Source organism: Paenibacillus sp. P46E, assembly GCF_001909095.1.
Classification (GTDB): domain Bacteria; phylum Bacillota; class Bacilli; order Paenibacillales; family Paenibacillaceae; genus Paenibacillus_AQ; species Paenibacillus_AQ helianthi.
Genome location: NZ_LVYZ01000050.1, coordinates 51378 through 74964 on the forward strand (window position 1 = coordinate 51378; position 23587 = coordinate 74964).

Genomic DNA, 23587 nt, shown 5'->3' on the forward strand with positions numbered 1-23587 from the left:
TGCGTCTATCCCAACATCATCCGGTCATCCGCCAGCTTATGTCCGCTGATGGCCTCGAATTCACCGAGCAACCGCTCTACGGTCAGATCCTGCTTACGGTCCTCATCAATATCAAGTATGATGCTGCCCTTGTCCATCATGATCAGCCGGTTGCCGAGACGTATAGCCTGCTCCATATTATGGGTTACCATAAGTGTCGTCAGGTTCAGTTCGCGGACAATAGACTCGGTCAGCCTAGTGATTAATTCGGCTCGTGCTGGGTCTAGTGCAGCCGTATGCTCGTCCAGAAGCAGTATCTGCGGATGAGTGAAGGTCGCCATGAGCAGGCTAAGTGCCTGTCGCTCTCCGCCGGAGAGCAGTCCTACCTTGGCCCTCAGCCGGTTCTCCAGGCCAATGCCAAGCCGGCTCAGCTGTTCACGGAACAGGGTACGCCGTGCAGCCGAGACTCCGAAGGACATTCCGCGGCCCTGGCCTCTTTTGTACGCTATCGCCAGATTCTCTTCGATCGTCATATGTGGTGCCGTACCGGCCATAGGGTCCTGAAATACCCGGCCAATCCAGCGGGCCCGCTGGAACTCAGGCAGTGTGCTGATTGGGCTCCCCTCAATGCGTACTTCCCCAAGATCAGGCTTCATCACACCAGAGATGACATTCATTAGTGTGGACTTGCCTGCCCCGTTACTGCCGATCACAGTCACAAAGTCACCACCGCGGAGCTCAAGATCAATACCGAGCAGCGCTATTTTTTCATCCGGGGTGCCCGGATTGAACAGCTTGGATACACTATTAAGCTTTAGCATCGGCTGCACCCCCGTTCTTGTTGCCCAGTGCCTCATGCACAAGCTCAGCACTGCGGCTGCGCGCGATTCTCTTCTGCTTCATGAAACGTTGAACCGAAGGGAATACCAGTGCAATAATAACAATGATCGCCGTGATCAACTTTAGATCCGAAGCCTTCAACCAGGGAACCCGCAATGCCAGCGCTACAACAATACGATAGACAATCGAACCCAGAATCACTGCAAGGGTTGCCCGGAATACATTTCCGGCCCCAAAGATAGCCTCACCAATAATAACCGAAGCAAGTCCAATGACGATCATTCCTATACCCATAGTAGAATCAGCAAATGCAGAGTATTGGGCTATTAGCGCACCCGAGAGCGCCACCATCCCATTAGCCAGGCTGATGCCAAGGATAGTTGTGCTATCCGTATTCACCCCGAAGCTTCGAATCATTCGGGAGTTGTCGCCAGTGGCCCGGAGCGCGAGCCCCAGATCAGTATGGAGAAACAGATCCATTAGGATTTTTACGGCAATCATCACAATGGGCATGACCAGAAGCGGATTAATGGAGGTAAATAAAGAATCCTCACCCATGATCGAAACGTTAGGCTTATCCAGAATCCGCAGATTAATAGAATACAGTGCGATCATCATTAATATTCCGGACAAGAGTCCGTTGATCTTCCCCTTCGTATGCAGAAGTCCGGTGCACATCCCTGCTGCCATACCACCGCCAAGCGCACATATTGTTGCCACCCATGGTGAATAGCCGTGCGTAATCATTACTGCGGCAATGGCTCCTCCCGTAGTGAAGCTTCCATCCACAGTCAAATCCGGAAAATCAAGAATACGGAATGTAATATATACACCCAAAGCCATAAAAGCATATAACAAGCCCATTTCCACGGCTCCAATAATTGAATCAAACATCGCTGACTTCCTCCCTCAAGCGGCAAGGGGCGGTCCTGTACCGGAGTCCCCCATTGATATGGCTACCATTTATTGAATAATATTAGTGTCCGGATCCGAAACTTTAGCCTTCATGGCATCCGTCACTTCTATCCCCTGCGCTGCCGCAGCTTTCAGGTTCAGGATAAGGTCCAGCTTCTCCTGCATCGTTACCTTCATGTCTCCCGGATTCTTGCCATTCTTCAACACTTCCACAGCCATTTGTCCTACCTGATATCCATGATCATAATATTTGAAGCCCACGGTTGCAAAAGCCCCCTTCTCCACCGTATCACGGTCAGCGGAGAAAAAAGGAATTTTGTTGTCATTAGCAGTCTGAATGATCGTGTCCACAGCGCTTACTACCGAGTTGTCCAGTGTGATATACAAGGCATCCACACGGCCAACAAGCGATTCTGCAGCCTGTTTCACTTCAGAGGTGTTGGTAATAGCCGCTTTTACCAGCTCGATGCCATGCTTGTCCAGTTCTTTCTTGGCAATGTCAGCCATAACCACAGCATTAGGTTCCCCTTCATTGATAATGAGGCCCAGCTTTTTGACATTTGGGAACTGTTCGGCAATAAAAGTCATCAGGCGTGTAATTGATTCAGGATTGGTGTCTGATGCCCCGGATACATTCCCGCCGGGATGATCCAGATCCTTGACGATCTTCGCGTCTAGCGGGTCCGTAACCGCCGCGAACAGGATGGGTGTATCTTTGCCCTCTGCCTGAACTACAGCCTGTGCGGAAGGCGTAGCGATCCCCAGCACGAGGTCATTCTTGTCTGCCGCAATCTTCTGGGCGATGGACAGGTTATTGGACGAGTCAGCCTGGGCGTTCTCCAGGTCAACCTTCAGATTCTTGCCCTCTTCGATTCCGGCATCCTTCAATGCAGCCAGGAATCCTTCCCGGGTAGCATCCAGAGAAGGATGCTCGACATACTGGGAGATCGCTATTTTGTAAGTTTTAGAATCTGCTTTTCCTGAATTCGTACTTCCTGAATCCGCACTTTTATTATTGTTAGTCCCGCAGGCTGTTACCGCCAGCATTGCACATAGACTTAGGCCGAGCCATATTTTCTTTGTTTTCATCCTTTATACCCCTCTTCTTTTTACGGATTCAGCGCGTGCCTCAATGGTAGCGACTCAGCAGTATTGCTTTTATCTTTAAAAGCATTAAAGCGTAAGCTGCCGCGAAACCCGCATCTAAAACGTAAATATAATAAGCTTATCTTATATAAAGGTTCATTTTCCGTCAATCACTTATGACATGACCATTTTTTACAATATTCCTTCATAGTTAAAATAAGGGTAGGCTTCTCCGGCTGATCTTAACAATGATTACCTTTATCCCTCCCTACATAAAAAAAGGCTCCCTGCACAAACTTATATTACAGTTTGAACATGGAGCGTGACATGATGACAACAAACCGACCCGTAAAATCGATTGCAGCAGCAACTTTGCTGTCTATAGCCATTATAGCTAATACAGCTTGCAGCTACAGTACAAGCGATCAGAAACCAAAGGTCAATACTGTAACACCTGCAGGATCACTTGCAGGCAGTTACTATGAAAAAGCTTCATTCACCGACAGCCACGGTAAATACTGGATTCCTCTGAAACCAGCGGCCTCTTCGATCGGTTACCGGATGAAGGATGATACCTCCAGCGGGGGTTATGCTAAAATCGGCTATACCGATGTTATGTACATGCTGCATCCAGATTCTACGCAAGTATTCTCTTTGGGACAAAAGATAAAGTTGCCGGATGCCCCGGTACGCCGAAACGGTCAAATTTATATCACACCTACTTCACTATCCAAGCTGCTGCAGACCGAAGTAGGGTGGAATCCACGTACCGGCGAGATTAACGTGGCTCCCCCCTCTGATAAGGTAGACACGGCAGGAACCAGTAATACCGAGGCAGCAAAACCATTGCGTATTCAAAGCCTGTCCGCAACAGACAGCAGAGACCTTGTTGCCTATGCCAAAAAATTCCTGGGTGTCCCGTATGAATTCGGCGCAGGGCCTTACGAGGAAACCAAACGGTTCGACTGCTCTTCATTTACCCGTCATGTCTTCAAGAAATTCGGAGTCGACCTTCCCCGTTTAGCTAAGGACCAGGACAATCTGGGCAGACGGGTAAGCCGCAGCGAGCTTGAGATTGGAGACCTGATTTTCTTCACAGTCCCCGGACGCTTTGCGAGTGATGCGGTTCCGGGACATGTCGGTATCTACATCGGAGACGGCAAATTTATTCATACCTGGGGTGATCCGGGGGTCCAGATCAGTGATCTGGATAGCGGCTATTGGAGCCATGTCATGCTTCATATGCAGAGAGTTCTCTAACCGGCAGCAGCTGGGTATCCAACAAGATGCAAGGAGATCAGGCCTTCGGACAGCCGAGGCACAAGATCCCTTGTATTTTTTTATAGCCGGCTGTCAGCCCCGGGTTTAGCGGACAAAACCTTTGAACCGGGTTCCCTGATAGCTAAGCTGGCCCTTATCCCCCTCCACAATCAACCCGAATTCACGGTCGGGAACCATCAGCTCCACACGGTTGCCATCTTGAAATTGAAAAGTGACATAATAACTGGTATTTGCGCTGGAATCACCCGAGCCTCCCCATACCTCTGTACGTTTCGTGACAGCTTCGGCTTGAACGGAGAGCAGCGGACTTGCGTTGTTAGTCGACCAAATCTTGACCGATTTGAAGATAATAAAGACAAAAAATCCTATGACCAATAAAAACATAAGCTTCATAAACAAAGGCATTTCGTGAATAAAACTCTGAAAGCCGCTGCGCTGCTGAAAATCACCGAAAGCGCTAAAACTGCTCCATCCGCCCAAATAAATCGCTTCCTTCACAAATTTATTTTATAAGGTCTGTTTTACTACGATTTACGCAGTATAGCTAGTCTGGTTTCATTATTTCTTGTCTACTAAGCCAGATTTCAAGCAAAAACGCGTTACCGCTAAATACAGCGTGAACGCGTTTTAAGGTAATACCGGATGATTCATACTGTTGCTCCAGAATGAGAGGTTCTACCGGAACATCCCCCATAGCCGGATCAGATGAAACGTATTATTGGGGTCGATCTTCTGGGCAATCACAAATTTTACAATTTGATCTTCCTGGGTTGAAGTCAACTTCTCCCCCATTACTGCCGAAGCATTTCGCACCAGTCTGCGCACCACCGCAGTATCCTGAAGCTCTTGCTTGGAAACTCCGTTGATCATATTCTTAATGCGTTCTTTAACAGCCGGATTTTTCATCTTCAGCTTGATGCGATCCACCAGCTGGGGACTGATTCCAAATTGCTGATAGCCCACGCGCAGCACCTCCTGTCGTATTCCAATCATTCACAGTATATGAGGGTAAGGTCGCACATGTGCCTAATTAATTAATCTATTAAGTCTCCTTGAAAAATCTGTTCGTTCTGCAAATAGCTCCGCAATGCCGCATAGTCGGCCGAAGTCCAGAAATCCGTTTCCTTCAGCAATCCGGCAGCATCATCCCTGGCTTGCTCCAGCACCTCGAAGTCAGCGGTCATGTCCGCCAGTCTGAACTCCGGCAGCCCGCTCTGCTTGGTTCCAAAGAAGTCACCCGGACCACGCAGCTCCAGATCCCTTCGTGACACCTCAAAACCATCATCCGTATCCGTCATCGCCGTCATACGCTCTCGTCCGATTTCGGATTTCGGGTCCGCTACAAGCACGCAGAAGGAGGCATGCTGACCCCGCCCCACCCGGCCGCGCAACTGATGCAGCTGAGACAGTCCAAAGCGGTCTGCGTCCATGATGATCATCAGAGTAGCATTGGGCACATCGACACCGACCTCTACAACCGTTGTGGAGACCAGCAGCTGAACCTCATTACTATAGAAGGCCCGCATGATTTCATCCTTTTCACCGGGTGTCATCCGGCCATGCAGCAGACCAACCTTGTAATTTGGAAACGACTGCGACATTTGAATATGCAGATCAATCGCGTTCTGCACGTCCAGCTTTTCCGATTCCTCAATCAATGGACAGATCAGATAGGCCTGCCTGCCCTGATCAATCTCACGGCTGACCAGCTTCAGTACCCGCTCCATCAGATCAGGTTTCACCCAATAGGTCGTGATCGGTACACGTCCTTTAGGACGCTCAGAAAGTGTGGATACATCCATATCGCCGAATACGGTAATCGCAAGCGTACGGGGAATGGGCGTTGCCGTCATCGTCAACACATCCGGATTGTAGCCTTTACGGCGCAGAATACTGCGCTGGTTGACACCAAAACGGTGCTGCTCATCGGTAACCACCATCCCCAGCCCACGGAAGAAAACATCCTCCTGTATCAAGGCATGGGTGCCCACCACAATATCAAGCATACCCATTTGCAGTGAGGCCAGCAGATCCTTCCGTTTGCGTCCGCTCACACTTCCTGTCAGAAGCCCCACCGTTATCCCAAATGGCTCAAACATCTTGGTGAGTGAGCGCATATGCTGCTCTGCGAGAATCTCAGTAGGGACCATCAATGCCCCCTGAAATCCTGATTTCACGGTGGCATACAAGGCGATTGCCGCAAGAACGGTTTTGCCTGAGCCCACATCTCCCTGTAAAAGCCGGTTCATGCAAGACGGAGAACGCATGTCCTGGAGGATTTCCAGCTCCACATGCTTCTGTGCATCCGTCAGCTCAAACGGCAGACTGCGGACAAACTGCCGGACTGTGGCATTGTCCACCGTATGCACTACTCCATCCATTCTGCCGCGGTTTAGCACCCGGAAGGCCTGAACCTTAAGCTGAAACAGAAACAGTTCTTCGTATACCATCCGCCGCCGCCCCTGCTGGCCTTCACGTGTATCCTCTGGCCGATGGATGGTGGCGATCGCCCGTTTACGGGACATGAAATCATATTTCCGTATGATCGTATGCGGGAGAATTTCCGGAATAAGCTCACCATATTGCTGCAGGCCCTGATGAATCATCTTGCGTATCCAGGACTGCGTAATCTTGCCTCCCACGGAATAGACCGGCTGCAGGGTGCCTATTTTGCCTTCTCCCCGGTCAGTAAATTCATAATCTGTTACAGTGATCGCATTTCGCTTCTGGTCCCATTTACCGGTAATTACGATTTCACGCCCCACTGTCAGCTGCTCACGCACATAATGCTGGTTGAACCAAGTAGCTGTAAACATCCAAGGCTCGGCTACCATTTTGCAGCTCAGACGGGATTTGCCCCCGAAACGCTGCAGAACAGGGATACCGATAACCTTCGCGATCAGCGTAGCCTTATCGCCGTGTTTGATCTCACTGAGAGAGCGTGGGCGGAAATCATCGTAACGGAATGGATAATACTCCAGCAAATCCTTCACCGTAAAGACGCCAAAGGCGTGAAGCTCATTTTGCTTTTGAGCGCTCACGCCATTTATTTGTTTCACTTCGATTGAATCCAAAGATAGTCCCATGTTCATCCCCTATTTACGCGGGCCAGATGAAAACGGCTAAGGTACCGTTGCCGACATGGCTCCCTACCACAGGACCCACATTGGTCAGCACTTTCTCTTCCAGGGTGAAGTGTCCGGCCAATTCCTTAAGGAACTCTTCGCCGGAAGCCGGTTCAGCCGTATGACCCACGGCCACGTTGATTTTGTCCACACCCGGCAGATCCTTTTTGAACAGCTCGATCATGCGGGCTACAGCCTTCTTACGGCCTCTTACCTTCTCGACTGCGTAGATAATCCCTTCTGCGTCGATAGACAAGATCGGCTTGATATTAAGCAGTGTCCCCAGAAATGCAGAGGCTTTGCCGATTCTGCCGCCCTTTTGCAGATATTCCAATGTATCGACCAGAAAATACAGCTTACGGGATTGGCGGAGATTCTCCACTCTGGTCAGGATATCTTCCGGGCTATAGCCCTCTGCAGCCAGCCTCGCCGCCTCGACCACCATAAATCCGAATCCATAGGAAGCGGAGAGAGAATCGATTACAGTAATGGATTCTCCTTCTTCCTCAAGCATGGATTTAGCCAAAACAGCCGATTGATACGTACCGCTAAGACCGGAGGAAATATGAAACGATAGAATCCGGCCGCCCGGTACACGTTCCTGAATCCCCCGGTATACGTTCATATACTCAACCGGCGAGGGTTGAGAAGTCGTCGGAAGCTGCGTTGAACGGGGAAGGCGTTCGTAGAATTGCTCCGGCGTCATATCCACATTATCCCGGAATGCCTCTCCGCCGAACATCAGGGTCAAAGGAACAACCTCTATACCATACGCTTCCGCCATGGACGGCGGGATATCGGAAGTACTGTCGGTGACGATTACGGTACTATTCATGGATTTCCTCCCCAAACTATGATTTGGCAGACATAACGGCAGCCTTGGTTAGGACGCTACAGCTGATTCTGCTTAAGACTATATAAGGAGTAAATGTGCCTATGGCTCGACGGAGAAAAGGTAATAATACAGCGGCTGGCCGCCTTCATGGACCTCAACTTCCACCTGCGGGAAGGTTTGTTCAAGCCAGTTTTCCAGTGATTCCGTAACCTTCTCCTCCGATTCAGCACCGGTCAAAATGGTGACAATCTCATCGCCGTTCACAAGCATGCTTGTCAGCAGCGCCTGGCTTGCCTCCAGCAGATCATCGGCAGCGGATACAATCTTCGAGTTGGATATCCCGATATACTGTCCGGATTTGATCTCCAGCTCCTCTATCACCGTATCACGGACCGCATTGGTGATTTGCCCCGATTTCACCTGGGAGATAGCTTCCAGCATGTTGCTGGTATTCGTGTCCACCGCATCGTCCTCCTGGAAGGCAAAGGCGGCAGCAATTCCCTGCGGGATACTTTTGCTTGGAATAACAGTAATGTCACGTTCACCTTCGAGCAATTCCTTGGCTTGCTGGGCGGCAAGCACAATGTTTGAGTTGTTCGGCAGGATGTAAATATGCTTCGCAGAAATGGATGAGATCGCATTAACAAAATCCTCCGTGCTCGGATTCATCGTCTGCCCGCCGGATAGAATAGCATCTACCCCAAGGCTTCTGAAGATATCAGAGATGCCTTCACCGGAAGAAACGGCAATGAATCCGTACAGGGCCATATCATCCGCGGGTGGAACTGCAGGTGCCTGCACACTACTCTCTTCCTTCGGAATATCTGCGAACACCTCTGGCATAGGTGCAATATCCATTCCAGCGGTCAAAAGATCACGATGCTGCTCGCGCATGTTAAGGATATGAATTTGCGTAATTTCACCGTATTGAAGCGCCAGATTCAGCACCTCGCCCGGAGTCTTGGAATGTACGTGCACCTTGATGGTTTCATCATCCGATATGACAATAATCGAATCACCATTCACTGCCAGCGCTTTCCGGAAAGATTCCTCATCAAAATTGGCTTTCACAGAATTTCCGAGCAACCGGTTGATAAAAAACTCCATGTCGTATAAAAATTCAATGTCTTCCGTAGACAGCTGGGATTGTGCAGAGGACTGCACGGAGGACAATACGTTCTCATGTTTGGTCAGCACTGCTGCTGGCACAGCAGCAGGAGCAGGAGCTTGTCCTTGCGCAGTAACTGGAGCAGCTGTGCTTCCATTCCCCATCAAATGTTGAAGGAAGCCCTCATAGATGTATACCAGACCTTGACCACCGGAATCGACGACTCCCACCTGTTTAAGTACAGGCAAAAGCTCCGGAGTATTGGCTAACGCTTCTTTGGCTTTGGCCAGAACCTCTGTCATCAGTTCGGTTATATCCGTCGTGCGCCGGGCATAGTAGACGGCATGTCTGGCAGCTTCCTTGGCAACTGTAAGAATCGTTCCCTCTACCGGTTTGACTACCGCTTTGTAGGCTGTATCCACCCCAGTCTGCAGCGCTGCTGCGAACTGCTGCGTGTTCAATTCATCGTATTGGGCTGCATACCGTCCAAGACCCCTGAACAGCTGTGACAAAATAACGCCGGAATTCCCACGTGCGCCCATCAAGAGACCTTTAGACAATACTCCTGCACATTGGCCAACAGAGGCGGTATTATTTTTCTTCAATTCGTTCGAGCCTGCAGTCATCGTCAAATTCATGTTGGTTCCCGTATCACCATCTGGAACAGGAAAAACATTAAGGGAATTGACGTGCTCTGCATGCTGCTGCAGCTTCTCCGCTCCGGCGAGTACCATTGCGGTAAAATCTGTTCCGTTTATAGAACGCTTACTCAATGAGAATTCCCCTTCCTAACTTCATGCCTAATCAATTCTATGATTAACTGGACATAATACACTAATTTATATTGTACTATAAGAGCCAAAAGAAATAAATGTTTTTGAAGCGGTTGACGAAGCAAATTTTGCTGTGATATTATATTTAAGTATTGTTTTATGCAGGTGTAAGTAACAAGGAGGTGTAATCTATGTCCCGCAAATGTACTGTAACTGGCAAGAAACCGGGCAGCGGCAACCATGTATCGCATGCGAACAACCGCAACCGTCGCTCTTGGGGAGTTAACGTTCAGAAGGTCCGTATCCTCGTGAACGGCAAACCGAAACGCGTGTACGTCAGCACCCGTGCTTTGAAAGCCGGCAAAGTTGAACGCGTTTAGTCTTGGATTATCCTAAGACCTAGCGATATCTCATATGAAGCAAAAAGCACCCTTTACATATGTAAGGTGCTTTTTTTCATGTTTTCTTTTCTATTCCGTCTTCAACTCTTCTGAAACGTGTTCAAAATCGCTTTAACAAAACCTCCCAAAAATCTTGGCAGCTTGAACGTGTAAAATTTCATCATTAACCCTCCCATCAATTCATGCCGTACGGTAGGAGACTTTCCTGGCTTGCCGCTAACGTAACGAATGCAGACCTCCCTTATTGAATAAGAAGAAACGATTTTGCCGTCCTCTGAAAGAGGCGGCGTTTTTGTTTCTCAAAAAATAGAAAGTTAAAGGATATCGTGGAACATACACTTTCGGATATTTAAAAAAGGCTACATGAGATTTCTGCTCATGTAACCATATTTATGCGTTAGTAACTTGGCCTATACCATTAGATCAAATGTGTCACCTACGTTTAACGCATGGCTGCCTCAGCCGCTTCTCGAATGGCCTTGATAGCAGCAGCACGATCACTGTGTCCGAACACTGCATTTCCTGCCACTAAAACATCCGCACCTGCTCTAGCAACAAGCGGAGCGGTTTCTTTGGCGATACCACCGTCTACTTCAATCCGCAGGGAGGTGTGATTAACTTCCCGGGCCCATTCCCGGATCTGACGTATCTTCTTCACCGTATGCGGTATAAACGATTGTCCTCCGAAACCGGGGTTCACAGTCATTATTAGCACCATGTCTACATCCTCAAGTACCTCTCGTACAGCTGCTGCGGGTGTGCCCGGATTAATTGCCACCCCGGCCATTAGACCAAGCTCCTTGATCTGGTGCACTACTCGGTGAAGATGAACACAAGCCTCGGCATGCACTGTAATAATGCTTGCTCCTGCGGCTGCAAACTCAGGGATATAACGCTCCGGATTCTCAATCATCAAATGGACATCGAGCGGCAATGTAGTGTGTGCTTTTACTGCTTTTACAATCGGGGGTCCAAGGGTAATATTCGGCACAAAATGGCCGTCCATGACATCCACATGAATCCAGTCTCCGCCGCTGGCTTCGGCTTCTGCAACCTCTGCACCCAGTGCGGCAAAATCGGCTGATAGTATCGATGGTGCGATTGTAATCATAGGGTTAGTACCTCCGCTTTTTATCTTTCATTTCATTGTAAAACAGCTTGTAATGGTCATACCGGCTGCCAGCAATCTCACCTGTATTTACAGCTTGAATGACATGGCAGCCCGGTTCATGCAGGTGACTGCAGCCGCGGAATTTGCATTTCTCAGCATACGAAGCAAATTCCCTGAAGCAGGTGGACAACTCCTCCACACCCAGTTCCAAAAAGTCCAACTGGCTGAAGCCGGGTGTATCAGCTACAAAACCGCCGTTGCCGATATCCATCAACTCCACATGGCGGGTAGTATGGCGTCCTCGGCCTAACCGAAGACTGATCTCTCCCGTTTCCAGTTCAAGGCCAGGGACAAGGCGGTTCAGCAGTGTTGACTTACCAACACCCGACTGACCGGAGAAGACACTAATGATTCCAGCGAGACGGTTTCGCAGCTCATCGCTGCCGGAGCCGGTAAGCGAACTGGTGACCATCACTTCGTAACCTATGCGCTCGTACAGCTCTTTGACAAGTGCTGTGGCTTCGCCCTCATCGTTAGCCAGATCCTGCTTCGTCAGCACAATGAGGGTCTCCAGACCGGAGTGCTCAATGTGAACCAGGAATTTATCGAGGAGATTCAGATTCATGTCCGGCTCCCGTACGGAGAATAGCAGCACCGCCAGTTTGACATTAGCTACCTGCGGACGGATCAGCTCGGACTCCCTTGGAAGCAGCTCATCGACCATGCCTTCCCCATTCTCGGTCAGAACATATTTAATCCGGTCTCCTACAAGCGGAGCAATCCCTTTCTTCTTAAGGATTCCCCGCCCCCTGCATTGTACAGCCTCTTCCTCTGTAGCGATCAGTCCATCACGGAGGGGCTTAACGTAATAATAACCGCTTAATGCTTTGATTATAATTCCTTCAGGCATACATCATGAGCCGTCCTCTCCTGATATTGCACAAATGACCCAAGTCTGCTAAAAGCTCCCGGGTCATTCTGCCAGCTGCAGCAGCTCAAGAATTCCTTCTGCACTGCTGCAGCTTATATCCATTTATTTTCCTTTTCCTTTATCCTTAGCTTTGCCGCTGTTCGAAGTTGTCTGTACATTGCTGGCATTATCTGTCGTCATTCCGGTCTGATTCCCTGCACCAGTGTTGCCATCTCCATTAGAAGGAGGCAAAATCTCCGGTTCTACCGTTGGATCGGCAGAAGCCGGGACGTCTGTTGGGGCCTGAGTCGGCTCAGGCGTATGCTGAACCGGTGGCTCCGGATCAGGCACGGTTCCATTTTTGGCGTCTGAATATTTAATGGTGTAGGTTGCGATGAAGTCACCATCCTGGTAGACAGAGATAGAGCCGTCCTTATTGGGAGCGAGCAATAAATTCACCGACAGATTCTGGCTTTTGGCTATTGTTCGGGTTCCCCATTCCTGGTTCTCGCCATCCTTGCGGGCATCTGCATAAATAATACGGATTTTAGTCTTTTTACCTTCGACCGAAGGGGCTACCGGAACTTTGAACGTATATTCCAAGGCTTCTGGAGGGTAACCTGTGCTTACCGTAATATTGATCTTCTCACCCGGTGAAGCCGTATCCCCTTTCTCATAAGGCCATTGGTTTATGACTATACCTTTTTCGTCAGAGAAGCTGGATTCCTCTTTAACTTCACCAAGAACAAGACCGGCTGCCTCCAGCATAGCCTGTGCATCTTCCTTAGTATGACCTTTGAGATCTGGTATAGGCGTTGTCTCTTGTCCCTGGCTGACAATCAGTTTGATCGTTGCTGTCTCAGGATCGTAAGGACTACCCGTGGCCGGCTCTGTGCGTATGACCTGCCCTTCAGCAAAGTCCTCGCTAAAGCGTGGGTCCTCTGTGATCCGGCTCTGTTCCACACCTTCTGCGATCAGCAGCTTTTCTGCATCCTCTTTAGGTTTGCCCGTTAAATCGATCATCGCAGGCAGCTCCTTGGCAATACTTACAGTAAGAGCTATAGAAGTGCCCTCTTTGACCATGGTATCCGGCTCTTTACTTTGCTTCCATACAATACCGGGTTCTTTATTCGCATTATATTCTTCTGCTGGTGGTTCTTCTGCGGTAAGTCCTACCTTGGCGAGCTCCGCTTTGGCTGCTTCAAAGGACATGTCAGTCACCGTAGGAACCGCCACTTCATCGACGTCGAATTTGTCGTTCACATACCAGACCAGGCCGCCCATAGCGAGCAGAAGCAGCAACGTGAGGCTGATCCAGAGCACAGGACGTCCCCATTTCCGTTTGGCGGTGCTTCGCGGCATTTCTTCTTCTTCATCACGCCTCATCCGGTCTTCTCCGCCGCGGCTGTTAAGTCCCCGCTGCATCGGCCGGATTGCCGGAATAACACGGGTTCTGTCTTCATCCTCTTCATCATGGAACTGAGCCTTGGATTCGCTTCGCCGTTCCGGCAGCAGACAGGTCTCCAAGTCCTGCAGCATCTCTTTGGCAGACTGATACCGCTCTTCCGGATTCTTGCGCATGGATCTTAGAATAACATTCTCCACGCTTTGCGGAATCAGCGGATTCAGAAGCCGGGGTTCTTCAAACTCCTCCTGCAGATGTTTCAAAGCTACGCTGATCGGGCTTTCGCCCAAAAAAGGCAGTACTCCGGTAAGCATCTGGTAGAGGACAATCCCCAAGGAATACAGATCGGACTTCTCCCCCGTCGCTACTCCTTTGGCATGCTCTGGCGAGAAATAATGCACCGATCCGACTACAGAGCCTGTCTGGGTTATAGTAGTGGACGTAACTGCCCGGGCAATTCCAAAATCCGTAACCTTAACTCGTCCATTGCGGCCGATCAGAATGTTGTGGGGCTTAATATCCCTATGGATAATCTGATTCTGGTGCGCATGGTCCAGCGCGTCGCATATCTGAGATGCGATACGGATAGATTCATCTACCTGGAGCGGGGCACGTTCTTTAATAATCTCATTCAGGTTCTTACCTTCCACATATTCCATAACAATATAATGAATTTCATCTTCTTGTCCTACATCATATATACTGACCACATTCGGATGAGACAAGGATGCGGCGGATTGCGCCTCCCGCCGGAATCGGCGGATAAATTCCTCGTCATGTACAAACTGGTTTCGTAAAACTTTGATCGCTACGTTCCGGTTAAGCAGGATATCATGGGCTCTATAGACGAGCGCCATTCCTCCTCCTCCAATCCGTTCGATAACTTGGTAACGGCCGCCCAATTCGTGACCGATCATTTATCCCACTCCTTTGTTTCGGGCACAGCGGCCACTCCTTGATGTTCTAGCATAGCGACGCTAATGTTATCGCCACCGCCGGCAAGCAAAGCCAGCTGAAGTAAACGGTCCGCTCTTTCTTCCAGGGATATTTCATGAATTCCTGCCACTTTGCCCAGATGCTCCTGGCTGACGAAATTGCTCAGGCCGTCACTGCACAGAAGCAAAAGTTCCCCTTGTGACAGATGAACAGGTGCAAGATCAGCCGTAACCTCGGCATCCGTTCCCAGCGCCCTGGTCAGAACGTTTCTGCGCGGATGATTGTCAAGCTCTTCGAGGCTGATCTGGCCGTTCTTGAACAGCTCATTGACCAGCGTATGATCATCGGTTAACTGTACGGCTGCGCCATCCTTAATTAAATAGGCTCTGCTGTCCCCGATATGACCGATATATCCGGTCGGACCCTTCAGAAGAACAGCAACAACAGTCGTCCCCATGTTATGGTACTTCTCATCGCTGGAAGCCTCATTGTGGACCGCACTGTTAGCCTCATAAATGGCAGCAGTGAGCGCACCCTGAAGATCTTCCTCCGGAAGATCAGGCTGAAGCCCGTCCAGGGCATTCTTTATTGTCTCCAGAGCAAGACGGCTCGCGGTGTCGCCAGCCAAGTGTCCGCCCATTCCATCGGCAATAATGCCGAGGGTATAACCGCTGCGTGTCACGCCGATCCAGACTGAATCCTCATTGACGGTACGTACCCGGCCAATGTCGCTGGCATGAACTGTTCTGATCAAATATCCTCACCCCAACTCCATATGTTTGGCGCGCAGCTGTCCGCATGCGGCCGCTATATCATGGCCCTGCTCACGGCGGATGGTTACATTAACACCGTGGTCGGCCAAAATACGTTGAAATTCAAATATATCATTGCGAGAAGTCCTTACATATTTGCGTTCAGGCACATGATTCACGGGAATCAGATTCACGTGGCAAAGCATAGTTTTCAGTACTCCTGCAAGCTCCTCTGCATGCTCCTTCTGGTCATTAACGCCGCCAATCAGGGCATATTCGAAGCTGATTCTCCGGCCTGTCTTAGCCTGATAATAACGTAGGGACTCAATTACATCATCAAAAGGGTATCGCCGGTTAACCGGCATCAGCTTGGACCGAAGTGTGTCATTGGGTGCATGTATCGAAATAGCAAGATTAATCTGGGTATCTTCGTCTGCAAACTTATATATATTAGGCACGATTCCGCTGGTAGAAACCGTGATGTGCCGTTGGCCAATATTCAGACCCTTCTCATGAATCATGAGACGCAGGAACCGCATAGTAGCGTCATAATTCTCAAAAGGTTCACCGGTTCCCATGATGACAATACTGCTGACGCGCTCACCTCGGCTATCCAAAATCTGCTGGGAGCGGACGACCTGGGCCACAATTTCGCCTGCGGTCAGATCGCGTTTAAGACCACCTAGTGTGGAAGCACAGAATGTGCAACCGATCCGGCAGCCGACCTGCGTCGTTACACATACGCTGTTGCCATAATTGTGTTTCATAATAACAGTCTCTATTGCATGGTCATCATGCAGTCCGAAGAGAAACTTCACAGTACCATCCTTGGACTCCAGCTTCGTGATCTCCGTCAGAGCTGTGATGCGGAATTGTTCTTCCAACTTCCCGCGCAGTGCCTTGGACAAGTTGCTCATGGATTCAAAATCATTCACACGTTTGACGTACAGCCAGTCAAAAATCTGGCCGCCGCGAAAAGCGGGCTCTCCGTTATCCTTGGCCCACTGCTGCAACTCTTCCAGAGAAAAATCATATATTAAAGGTTTCATTAGATTCAGCACCTGTACTTTCTTAAGATATAGAAATTTATCAGAATACGCATCAAACCATTCTTTTTATTGATATGCGTATTATTTCTCATTCTTCCTATTTTAACACAAAATTCAGAGACGGTAAAAGAAAAGCCCGCCACGCATGAAGACCAGCGGGCGGGAGACCGGATTATGTCTTACAAAACTGCTATTTTACAAGAGTCTTTGCAGCCGGGAAATGAAGAAACCGTCACTGCCATAATGCTGAGGAAGCAGCTGAATCCCTTCTCCCTCAGATAGCGCGGTACCCCCGACTCTTTCCCATACAGGGGAGTCAAAGGTTACAGAACAAAAACCGGAATTATTCTCAAGAAACTGAGCGATGATTCTGCTGTTTTCTGCCTGTTCTGTTGTACAGGTGCTGTAAACCAGAATCCCTCCGGGCTTCAATAATCCTGATACGGATTGCAGCAACTCAGCCTGCAGCGCAGCCACACTGGATACATCCTCCGGCTGTTTACGCCATTTGAGATCCGGTTTGCGGCGGATCACTCCAAGTCCGGAGCAAGGTGCATCCAGCAGAATCCGGTCAAAAGATTCCGGCTCTAACCTCTGCGTAAGCTGAAGTGCATCAGCACTGCCAGTAACAATGCTATCGAGCCCAAGCCGCTTAGCCTGGTCTTCTATCAGCTGTGCTTTGTGCGGATGCAGATCGTTGGCATAGATATACCCCTCGTCCTTCATCAGCTCGGCCATATGGGCGCTTTTGCCGCCAGGAGCGGCGCAGCAATCAAGCACTCTCATGCCGGGTCCTGGTGCAACTGCCTCAGCTACCAGCATTGAACTCTCATCCTGTACGGACAAATAGCCATCGCGGTACCAGGAACTGAGCGCGAGATTACCTCCGCCTTTGATGATAATGCCATAAGGACTAAGCTGGGAAGGAGAGGCTTCCAGTCCCGCCTCAAGCATTTGCGCCAGCAGAGCATCGCGGCTGATCATCGTAAGATTCACGCGAACACTGGATGCTGGCGGTTCATTGTTGGCGGCACACATCGCTTCAGCGGTATCCAAGCCATACTGCGCAGCCCATTGTTTTACCATCCACAGTGGATGGGAATGAAGTACGGAAATGCGTTCTTCACGGCTTAGATTTTCTGGCAAAACCGGAAGCTCTCCGGCACGCAGCACGCTCCGAAGCACCCCGTTCACCATTCCTGATATCCCTTGATGTCCGCGTTTCTTAGCGATATTCACCGCTTCGTTGACAGCTGCATGGGACGGGACACGGTCCAGATACATGATCTGATATAAGCTTAGACGCAGCAAATTGCGGACCCAAGGCTGGAGCTTGGCGATTCCTTTGCTTACGAATCCACTGAGTACATAGTCTAAGGTAATAAGCCGCGAGATACTTCCATATACGAGTTCCGTTGCCAGTCCTGTATCTTCACGGCCAAGCGTGGACTTCTGCAAGCTGCTGTTCAGCAGCAGATTACTATAAGCTCCTTGCTGCTCCACACGGACAAGAATATCAAGCGCCACTTCCCGGGCGGAATCGGCTGCCCTGTTACCCGGAGCACCTGACCGGGAATTCCTGCTGTTACTTCCCTTCCCTTTGCTACTTCCTTCCGGTCTTGCCCATCCGTTACCGCCGTCAAGCTTCTTTTGCGGTCCTTTGCGGTCTATGCCGCCACTCCCCGCGCTCAACCCAGCACCATCCCGGGCTTCATCACAGCGCCGCGGCTGAAGTCGGCTGCAGTCATGGCTTTTTTACCTGCCGGTTGAACTGAGGTAAGCAGCAGACTACCATCACCAGTTACCACTTCAATACCGTCGCCACTCACTGCCAGCACCGTACCTGGTACAGCTTCAATATTAGTGCTATTCCTGTCTGGTCTAAGCGCAGCCCATATCTTGAATGTTTCTCCGTTCCAAAGTGTAAACGCACCCGAGAACGGCACCAACCCGCGAATACGGTTATAGATATCAATCGAACTTGCATTCCAGTCAATCCGTTCATCATCTCTGCTGAGATTTGGAGCGTAGGTAGCTTCACTATCATCCTGTGGAGTTGCCTGCACGCGGCCAACGGCAAGCCTCGGCATTTCGTTCTTGAGAAGCTCACATCCGGCGAGACTAAGCTTTTCAAACAAAGTTCCCGAGGTGTCCGTATCTTCAATGGAAACCTCTACGCGCGAGATCATATCACCAGTATCGAGACCTTCTGCCATATACATCAGAGTAACGCCGGTAACCTTTTCGCCATTAATAATACAGCGCTGAATTGGAGCACCGCCCCGGTATTTCGGCAGCAGCGAGCCATGGACGTTCACACAACCGAACTTTGGAAGATCAAGCACTGATTTAGGCAAAATCTGTCCGTACGCTGCCGTAACAATCAGATCCGGCTCATAGGTTGCCAGTTCGGCCACGGCTTCAGGGCGTCGCATCCGCTCAGGCTGCAGGACCGGCAGCCCTAGAGCCAGAGCCGCTTCCTTCACTGGAGAAGGCGTCAGTGTCTTTTTACGTCCCTGCGGGCGATCCGGCTGGGTGACAACTGCGACAACCTCATAGCCCAGCTCCAGCAGCATTTGCAGGGAAGGCACCGCAAAAGCCGGAGTCCCCATGAACACTATCTTCATATTCCTTCACTCCTCAGTTTCACTGTGTTCAGCTGTATACTCATACACCTTCTCGGCAATATCTGTGAACAGCACCCCGTTAAGATGGTCAATCTCATGCTGAAACGCCCGGGCCAGCAATCCGCTCCCAGTGATTGTTACTTCGTTGCCTTCACGGTCAAGTCCGCGAACAGTCACGGTCTCTGCACGGCGCACATCCCCATTTAAACCAGGTATGCTCAGGCAGCCTTCCGGTCCGAATTGCTCGCCTTCCATGCTGACAATTTCCGGGTTGATCAGCTGGATCAATCCATGTTCTTCATCGGCATCTACTACAATAAGACGTTTTAATATACCAACCTGCGGGGCAGCCAGTCCAACACCCTCCGCATCATACATGGTATCCGCCATGTCATCCAGCAGTTTTTGAACATTCGGGGTTATTTTCGTCACTGTCTTTGCCGTCTTGTGCAGCACTTCATCCGGTTCTTTCACGATCAGCCTTATAGCCATACAAACACACCATCCTTGAACATTTCTATAGAATATCTAATCCTAATCATTACAAGCTCACTTCAGATCTAGATTCGCATTCTAGAATTCTCTGCAATGCGTACCTATTGTAACATGCCTGATGATTACATCAACATCTGCGGATCTACATCCAGACTGATTTGAAGTCCTGTATCTCGTACCGAATCCTCAAGTTCTTCCGCCACCTGTCGGGCCAGTCCGATCGCATCAATAGAGCCGCGCCACTTGATAATGCATTGAAATCTGTATCTGCCTTTTAGCCGCGGAAGCGGAGAAGCGACAGGTCCAAGTAAATCGAGTGCATCGGATGACAGCTTATCCAGACTGCCGAACCAGCGCAGCTGACGAGCCTTTCCCTGCAGATTCAGCGCATAATTCTCTGCCATCCGCAGCAGTACGGGAAGCTGTTCGTGGGAGAGCGTAACAAGAATCAGACGGCAATACGGCGGATAATGCAGCTCCCGGCGGTGTTTCAGCTCCTCCCGAACAAAGGAGTGATAATCATGTCCGCTGGCATGCACGATGGAATAGTGCTCCGGCGTATACGACTGCACGACTACTTCGCCGGGAAGCTGGTGGCGTCCCGCTCTCCCGGCGACCTGCGTCAGCAGCTGAAAGGTCTTCTCAGCCGCCCGGAAGTCCGGCAAATTCAATGCAGAATCTGCTGTAATTACACCTACCAGTGTAACATCAGGAAAGTCCAGCCCTTTAGCTACCATTTGCGTACCCAGGAGCACATCGGCTTTCTTATCCCTGAACTGGTTCAACAGTTTCTCATGCGAACCCTTCTCCGTGGTAGTATCGACATCCATACGGATGACTCGGATGCCCGGGAACAACTTCCCCAGCTCCTCTTCCACCCGCTGGGTCCCTGTACCAAAGAAGCGGATATGCTCGCTTCCGCATTCCGGACAAAGTTTGGGCGCGGGTTCAGCATGACCGCAGTAATGACAGCGGAGGTTGTCGCTGCGGCTATGGTAGGTCAGGGAAATATCACACTCGGGGCAGCCAGCCACATACCCGCAGCTGCGGCACATCACAAAGGTGGAAAAACCTCTGCGGTTCAGAAGAAGCACCGTCTGTTCCCCACGTTCCAGCCTGCTCTCCAGAGCGGCATGGAGCCGGCGGCTGAACATCGAACGATTCCCTTCCTTAAGCTCCTCCCGCATGTCAGTCACATGCACCTTAGGCAATTCATTGCCGAGTGCACGGCTCGGCATGTGAAGGAGAACCGGCGAGAAATGAATATCGCTCTGAGAGCGGGCCGCATGATAACTCTCCAGAGAAGGAGTCGCGGAACCGAGAATCACAGCAGCTCCACCCTGTTCTGCCCTGCGGACCGCAACATCACGGGCATGGTATTTCGGATTCTCCTCCTGCTTATAGGAGGATTCATGTTCTTCATCCATGATAATAAGACCCAGATTCACGAATGGAGCAAAAACTGCGGAACGGGCGCCTACAGCTACCGTTGCTTTGCCTTCGCGGATTTTGCGCCATTCGTCATATCGTTCACCAACAGACAACCGGCTGTGCATCACCGCCACTCCGCTTCCGAAGCGGCCTTTGAACCGCTCGACCATCTGCGGGGTCAGAGCAATCTCGGGAACCAGCACCACAGCCTGACGGCCCTGATCCACACAGCGCTGGATACACTGCAGGTAAATTTCTGTTTTGCCGCTCCCGGTTACCCCATGGAGCAGAAACACCTCATGCCGCTGCTCATCGACGGTTGATGCGATACGCGTATATACCGCCTCCTGCTCGGCTGTCAGCGGCAATGGGGCACTGGGCTTGAAATCACGCCCCTGGTAAGGATCACGGTATACTTCAATCTCAGTGATCTCAATGAACCCCTTATCCTCCAGTGCTTTCACGGTCCCGGCTGTGACCTGCAGAACCGACAATACATCCTTCATCGGCATGGGCAGCATGGCTTCCATCTCGATCAAAAAGGACAATACTTCTTTTTGGCGGGCCGAACGCGCAGGAAAATTGGCCAGGGATTCGCGGGCTGCAGAGAGGCCAATGGCCAGATCGACTGCCTTCAGCTTCTTCTTGCCCATTTTATCCTTAATCGACTGACTCTCAGCCAATACACCGCGGCGGAGCATAAACTTCACCGTTTCTGCAGCCTGAGGAAAGGTCTTTGTCAGCAGCTTCATAGAGACTTCTCCATATCGTCCCACAAATTCAGTAATCCGGCTCTCCTCCTGATCCACTTCAAGGAACAAAGGAAACAGCTCATCCGGTCTTCTACCGTTATCTTCTGCAGCATCACCAAGCGTTATAAGCCGTTCGGCTTTACCTTTGAGGGCTGTTGGAAGCATCGCCTGAAGCGCAGAAATACGTCTGCAGGCATATCTTTGGCTCATCCAGTCACCTAGCTCTACTAACTCAGGGGAAAGCGGGGGAAGCAAGTCCAGTACTTCCTGTATGGGCTTCAATCCCGATGCTGCACCAATCTCACCAGATTCCAGTGAGACGACAAAGCCTTGCACCGTTCGGTGTCCAAAGGGCACTGCCACCCGGCTTCCCACTTCGATCCATAGCTTAAGTGAGTCTGGAATCAAATAGTCAAAAGGCCGGTCAGTGCTGCGTACAGGAACATCGACAATGACCTTGGCTATCTCCATTATAATCCTGCTCCGGAAATGCGGGCTGCCGCCAACTGCAGCACCTGCCGTGCGACTTCGTCTTTGGAGACCTGCGGAAGATCAAACACAAGGCCTTTTGCATCATAGACGGCTACGATGTTGGTATCAGTCCCAAAACCCGCACCTTCAGCTGTGACATCATTGGCAACGATCAGATCCAGGTTTTTGCGGACCAGCTTGTCCTTGGCATACAATTCTGCATTGCCTGTTTCCGCAGCAAAACCGATCAAAAATTGCTTATCCTTCGTTTTTCCAAGGCTCTCCAGGATATCCGTCGTCTTCACCAGTTCAAGGGTCAGCGTATCTCCGCTCTTCTTAATTTTGGAGTCGGCACTCTGCCGAGGACGGTAATCCGAAACTGCAGCAGCCTTGATTAAGAGATCGCAATCCTTCCAGCGGCTCACCACTGCATCATACATCTCCGCAGCCGATTCCACCCTCACGACTTGTATCTCCGGATCCTGTGGAGGTGCTTCATCGGTGCGCGCTGCGATGAGCGTTACCTCGGCACCCATTGCACGTGCAGCACGGGTTAGGGCAAAGCCCATTTTGCCGGAGGAATCATTCGTAATATAACGGACCGGATCAATCCGTTCAATCGTACCGCCAGCAGTAATGATAACTTTTTTTCCGGATAGTGGCCCGTTAGCTGCAGTATGCTGTAGAGCAAAAAATTGCTCCACCACCTGCACTATCGCTTCAGGCTCCTCCAGCCGGCCTTTTCCTACATAACCGCAGGCCAGCAGACCCTCGCCAGGCTCTATAAATTTCACTCCCCGCTTATACAGCGTATTGATGTTATCGAGCACCGCCGGATGCTGATACATATGTACATTCATGGCCGGTGCTACCATAACGGGAGCGGTTGCTGCAAGCAGTGTGGTGGACAGCATGTCATCGGCCAGCCCATGTGCCATTTTAGCGATGATATTGGCGGTTGCCGGTGCGATCAGAATAAGATCGGCGGAATCTGCCAGGTCAATATGCGAAATCGAAGACGGATCACGCTCCTGAAAGGTATCGCTGTATACACGCTGCTTGGACAATGACTGCAATGTCAGCTCGGTGATGAACTGCTTGGCTGAAGCCGTCATGATCACATGCACTGTGGCTCCTTTTTGCGTAAGCTTGCTCGTCAAGGCAGCCCCTTTGTAAGCAGCAATTCCACCGGTAATCCCCAATATAATCGTTTTGCCCTGTAAGCTCTTCAACTTAAACTCCCCCCTGTTCCCTTGCCTATCGTCCATAACCATCTAATATGAAAGAAATACTAGAAATCCTCAC

Annotated in this window: 21 protein-coding genes; 2 read left to right on the plus strand and 19 right to left on the minus strand. The window is 50.4% G+C overall.

The genetic code is table 11. The features are described 5' to 3' along the window. Positions 1-5: 5 nt before the first annotated feature. From A3849_RS19100 to A3849_RS19110, 3 genes are all read right to left on the minus strand, one after another. A complete protein-coding gene (locus tag A3849_RS19100; protein ID WP_074112857.1) occupies positions 6-800 on the minus strand; it encodes an ABC transporter ATP-binding protein in 795 nt (264 codons plus the stop codon). Further along, positions 787-1713 carry an ABC transporter permease gene (locus A3849_RS19105; RefSeq protein ID WP_074112858.1) on the minus strand — a complete coding sequence of 309 codons (927 nt, stop codon included), beginning with the start codon at positions 1711-1713 and terminating at the stop codon, positions 787-789. The genes A3849_RS19100 and A3849_RS19105 overlap by 14 nt, the downstream gene beginning before the upstream one ends. 69 nt (positions 1714-1782) lie before the next feature. Then, positions 1783-2823, minus strand: coding sequence for an ABC transporter substrate-binding protein (locus tag A3849_RS19110; RefSeq protein WP_074112859.1), 1041 nt, complete (start codon positions 2821-2823; stop codon positions 1783-1785). Positions 2824-3150: 327 nt separating this feature from the next. Between A3849_RS19110 and A3849_RS19115 the strand changes: the two genes are divergently transcribed. After that, on the plus strand, positions 3151-4080 hold the full coding sequence (locus A3849_RS19115; RefSeq protein ID WP_074112860.1) for a C40 family peptidase: 930 nt from the start codon (positions 3151-3153) through the stop codon (positions 4078-4080). A 105-nt stretch (positions 4081-4185) separates the two neighbouring features. Here A3849_RS19115 and A3849_RS19120 read toward each other — a convergent pair whose 3' ends face one another. The 5 genes from A3849_RS19120 to A3849_RS19140 all read right to left on the minus strand — a co-directional run bounded on the left by A3849_RS19120 (position 4186) and on the right by A3849_RS19140 (position 9942). Further along, a complete protein-coding gene (locus A3849_RS19120) occupies positions 4186-4581 on the minus strand; it encodes a DUF2500 domain-containing protein (protein WP_256700822.1) in 396 nt (131 codons plus the stop codon). A 195-nt stretch (positions 4582-4776) separates the two neighbouring features. After that, positions 4777-5064 carry a stage VI sporulation protein F gene (locus tag A3849_RS19125; protein WP_074088608.1) on the minus strand — a complete coding sequence of 96 codons (288 nt, stop codon included), beginning with the start codon at positions 5062-5064 and terminating at the stop codon, positions 4777-4779. A gap of 71 nt (positions 5065-5135) precedes the next feature. Then, entirely contained in the window at positions 5136-7187 is a 2052-nt protein-coding gene (gene recG / locus A3849_RS19130) for an ATP-dependent DNA helicase RecG (protein ID WP_074112861.1), read from the minus strand. A gap of 13 nt (positions 7188-7200) precedes the next feature. After that, positions 7201-8061, minus strand: coding sequence for a DegV family protein (locus tag A3849_RS19135; protein ID WP_074112862.1), 861 nt, complete (start codon positions 8059-8061; stop codon positions 7201-7203). 99 nt (positions 8062-8160) lie between these two features. Next, the gene (locus A3849_RS19140) at positions 8161-9942 is read right to left on the minus strand and encodes a DAK2 domain-containing protein (protein ID WP_074112863.1); all 1782 of its coding nucleotides are present in this window, start codon (positions 9940-9942) and stop codon (positions 8161-8163) included. Positions 9943-10133: 191 nt separating this feature from the next. Here A3849_RS19140 and rpmB point away from each other — a divergent pair, with 191 nt between their 5' ends. Continuing rightward, positions 10134-10322 (plus strand): 50S ribosomal protein L28, encoded by a 189-nt coding sequence (gene rpmB, locus A3849_RS19145; protein WP_019911441.1) that lies wholly within the window; start codon positions 10134-10136, stop codon positions 10320-10322. Between the two features lie 101 nt (positions 10323-10423). Here the strand turns inward: rpmB and spoVM are convergent, their stop codons facing one another. The 11 genes from spoVM to coaBC all read right to left on the minus strand — a co-directional run bounded on the left by spoVM (position 10424) and on the right by coaBC (position 23514). Beyond that, positions 10424-10504: a stage V sporulation protein SpoVM gene (gene spoVM / locus A3849_RS19150; RefSeq protein ID WP_020431362.1), complete on the minus strand. Its 81-nt coding sequence runs from the start codon at positions 10502-10504 to the stop codon at positions 10424-10426. 281 nt (positions 10505-10785) lie between these two features. Next, on the minus strand, positions 10786-11454 hold the full coding sequence (gene rpe, locus A3849_RS19155) for a ribulose-phosphate 3-epimerase (protein ID WP_074112864.1): 669 nt from the start codon (positions 11452-11454) through the stop codon (positions 10786-10788). A gap of 4 nt (positions 11455-11458) precedes the next feature. Beyond that, a complete protein-coding gene (gene rsgA, locus A3849_RS19160) occupies positions 11459-12364 on the minus strand; it encodes a ribosome small subunit-dependent GTPase A (RefSeq protein ID WP_074112865.1) in 906 nt (301 codons plus the stop codon). A gap of 123 nt (positions 12365-12487) precedes the next feature. Continuing rightward, complete coding sequence (gene pknB, locus A3849_RS19165) at positions 12488-14686, minus strand: Stk1 family PASTA domain-containing Ser/Thr kinase (protein WP_074112866.1); 2199 nt, start codon at positions 14684-14686, stop codon at positions 12488-12490. Then, positions 14683-15459 (minus strand): Stp1/IreP family PP2C-type Ser/Thr phosphatase, encoded by a 777-nt coding sequence (locus A3849_RS19170; protein WP_074112867.1) that lies wholly within the window; start codon positions 15457-15459, stop codon positions 14683-14685. Before A3849_RS19170 ends, pknB begins: the two co-directional genes overlap by 4 nt. Positions 15460-15465: 6 nt before the next feature. Then, entirely contained in the window at positions 15466-16506 is a 1041-nt protein-coding gene (gene rlmN, locus A3849_RS19175; protein ID WP_074088600.1) for a dual-specificity RNA methyltransferase RlmN, read from the minus strand. Positions 16507-16701: 195 nt separating this feature from the next. Then, positions 16702-18177 (minus strand): 16S rRNA (cytosine(967)-C(5))-methyltransferase RsmB, encoded by a 1476-nt coding sequence (rsmB, locus tag A3849_RS19180; protein WP_372237784.1) that lies wholly within the window; start codon positions 18175-18177, stop codon positions 16702-16704. Positions 18178-18194: 17 nt separating this feature from the next. Then, entirely contained in the window at positions 18195-19133 is a 939-nt protein-coding gene (fmt, locus tag A3849_RS19185) for a methionyl-tRNA formyltransferase (protein ID WP_074112868.1), read from the minus strand. A 6-nt stretch (positions 19134-19139) separates the two neighbouring features. Next, positions 19140-19625 carry a peptide deformylase gene (gene def / locus A3849_RS19190; protein ID WP_074112869.1) on the minus strand — a complete coding sequence of 162 codons (486 nt, stop codon included), beginning with the start codon at positions 19623-19625 and terminating at the stop codon, positions 19140-19142. A gap of 125 nt (positions 19626-19750) precedes the next feature. Then, a complete protein-coding gene (priA, locus tag A3849_RS19195; RefSeq protein WP_074112870.1) occupies positions 19751-22282 on the minus strand; it encodes a primosomal protein N' in 2532 nt (843 codons plus the stop codon). Further along, positions 22282-23514: a bifunctional phosphopantothenoylcysteine decarboxylase/phosphopantothenate--cysteine ligase CoaBC gene (gene coaBC / locus A3849_RS19200; RefSeq protein ID WP_256700823.1), complete on the minus strand. Its 1233-nt coding sequence runs from the start codon at positions 23512-23514 to the stop codon at positions 22282-22284. The genes priA and coaBC overlap by 1 nt, the downstream gene beginning before the upstream one ends. Between the last annotated feature and the right edge of the window lie 73 nt (positions 23515-23587).

Excerpts from the sequence above, each read along its gene's own strand:
- rpmB (WP_019911441.1), top strand. The coding sequence starts at position 10,134 with ATGTCCCGCAAATGTACTGTAACTGGCAAGAAACCGGGCAGCGGCAAC.
- recG (WP_074112861.1), bottom strand. The coding sequence starts at position 7,187 with ATGGGACTATCTTTGGATTCAATCGAAGTGAAACAAATAAATGGCGTG.
- rpe (WP_074112864.1), bottom strand. The coding sequence starts at position 11,454 with ATGATTACAATCGCACCATCGATACTATCAGCCGATTTTGCCGCACTG.
- priA (WP_074112870.1), bottom strand. The coding sequence starts at position 22,282 with ATGGAGATAGCCAAGGTCATTGTCGATGTTCCTGTACGCAGCACTGAC.
- fmt (WP_074112868.1), bottom strand. The coding sequence starts at position 19,133 with ATGAAGATAGTGTTCATGGGGACTCCGGCTTTTGCGGTGCCTTCCCTG.
- A3849_RS19100 (WP_074112857.1), bottom strand. The coding sequence starts at position 800 with ATGCTAAAGCTTAATAGTGTATCCAAGCTGTTCAATCCGGGCACCCCG.
- pknB (WP_074112866.1), bottom strand. The coding sequence starts at position 14,686 with ATGATCGGTCACGAATTGGGCGGCCGTTACCAAGTTATCGAACGGATT.
- rsgA (WP_074112865.1), bottom strand. The coding sequence starts at position 12,364 with ATGCCTGAAGGAATTATAATCAAAGCATTAAGCGGTTATTATTACGTT.
- rlmN (WP_074088600.1), bottom strand. The coding sequence starts at position 16,506 with ATGAAACCTTTAATATATGATTTTTCTCTGGAAGAGTTGCAGCAGTGG.
- def (WP_074112869.1), bottom strand. The coding sequence starts at position 19,625 with ATGGCTATAAGGCTGATCGTGAAAGAACCGGATGAAGTGCTGCACAAG.
- A3849_RS19105 (WP_074112858.1), bottom strand. The coding sequence starts at position 1,713 with ATGTTTGATTCAATTATTGGAGCCGTGGAAATGGGCTTGTTATATGCT.
- A3849_RS19110 (WP_074112859.1), bottom strand. The coding sequence starts at position 2,823 with ATGAAAACAAAGAAAATATGGCTCGGCCTAAGTCTATGTGCAATGCTG.
- A3849_RS19135 (WP_074112862.1), bottom strand. The coding sequence starts at position 8,061 with ATGAATAGTACCGTAATCGTCACCGACAGTACTTCCGATATCCCGCCG.
- A3849_RS19115 (WP_074112860.1), top strand. The coding sequence starts at position 3,151 with ATGACAACAAACCGACCCGTAAAATCGATTGCAGCAGCAACTTTGCTG.
- spoVM (WP_020431362.1), bottom strand. The coding sequence starts at position 10,504 with ATGAAATTTTACACGTTCAAGCTGCCAAGATTTTTGGGAGGTTTTGTT.